General features: G+C 58.8%; 2 rRNA genes. Both read right to left on the bottom strand.

Annotation, left to right across the window (positions count from 1 at the left end):
• Window positions 1–6: 6 nt before the first annotated feature.
• A 5S ribosomal RNA gene (rrf, locus tag ETD83_RS41860) occupies window positions 7–123 on the bottom strand.
• 173 nt (window positions 124–296) lie between these two features.
• Window positions 297–1,327 (bottom strand): 23S ribosomal RNA (locus ETD83_RS41865); the annotation flags it as partial.

The raw sequence follows: 1,327 nt of genomic DNA on the forward strand, positions 1-1,327 counted from the left end.
ATATGTGTCCGGCGGTGTCCTACTCTCCCACACAGTCTCCCATGCAGTACCATCGGCGCTGAAGAGCTTAACTTCCGGGTTCGGGATGGGACCGGGTGTTTCCCCTTCGCCAAAACCACCGAACGCCCAACGCACCACCCCACGACGGGGGTGGGCAAACTCGCGGAGGTGTCCGAACCAGCAGCACCGACACATCAATCTTCAATTATCTGTGGTGCGGGTGCCCGGGTTGTTTCCTGGGAACCACACAGGGACGCGAACAAACTCGCACAAGCGATTTGGATTGAACGTTTAGTGTGTTCAAGCCACTCGGCCTATTAGTACCGGTCGACTCCACACCTTACGGCGCTTCCATCCCCGGCCTATCAACCCAATCGTCTCTTGGGGGCCTTACACCCACGAGGGGTGGGAGAACTCATCTCGAGGAAGGCTTCCCGCTTAGATGCTTTCAGCGGTTATCCCGACCGAACGTAGCCAACCAGCCGTGCCCCTGGCGGGACAACTGGCACACCAGAGGTCCGTCCGTCCCGGTCCTCTCGTACTAGGGACAGACCCTCTCAATTCTCCTACGCGCGCAGCGGATAGGGACCGAACTGTCTCGCGACGTTCTAAACCCAGCTCGCGTGCCGCTTTAATGGGCGAACAGCCCAACCCTTGGGACCTACTCCAGCCCCAGGATGCGACGAGCCGACATCGAGGTGCCAAACCATCCCGTCGATATGGACTCTTGGGGAAGATCAGCCTGTTATCCCCGGGGTACCTTTTAGCCGTTGAGCGACACCGCTTCCACACGCCGGTGCCGGATCACTAGGCCCTGCTTTCGCACCTGCTCGACACGTCCGTCTCACAGTCAAGCTCCCTTGTGCCCTTGCACTCACCACCTGATTGCCAACCAGGCTGAGGGAACCTTTGGGCGCCTCCGTTACCCTTTAGGAGGCAACCGCCCCAGTTAAACTACCCACCAGGCACTGTCCCCCACCCCGATCCAGGGGCGCGGGTTAGACGCTCAAAACGACCAGAGTGGTATTTCACCAACGACTCCACCGACACTGGCGTGCCGGCTTCACAGTCTCCCACCTATCCTACACAAGACGCTCCAAACGCCAATGCCAAGCTATAGTGAAGGTCCCGGGGTCTTTCCGTCCTGCTGCGCGAAACGAGCATCTTTACTCGTACTGCAATTTCGCCGGGCCTGTGGTTGAGACAGCGGGGAAGTCGTTACGCCATTCGTGCAGGTCGGAACTTACCCGACAAGGAATTTCGCTACCTTAGGATGGTTATAGTTACCACCGCCGTTTACCGGCGCTTAGATTCTCAGCCTCGACCC

The sequence above is a fragment of the Actinomadura soli genome (assembly GCF_005889715.1).
Taxonomy (GTDB): domain Bacteria; phylum Actinomycetota; class Actinomycetes; order Streptosporangiales; family Streptosporangiaceae; genus Spirillospora; species Spirillospora soli.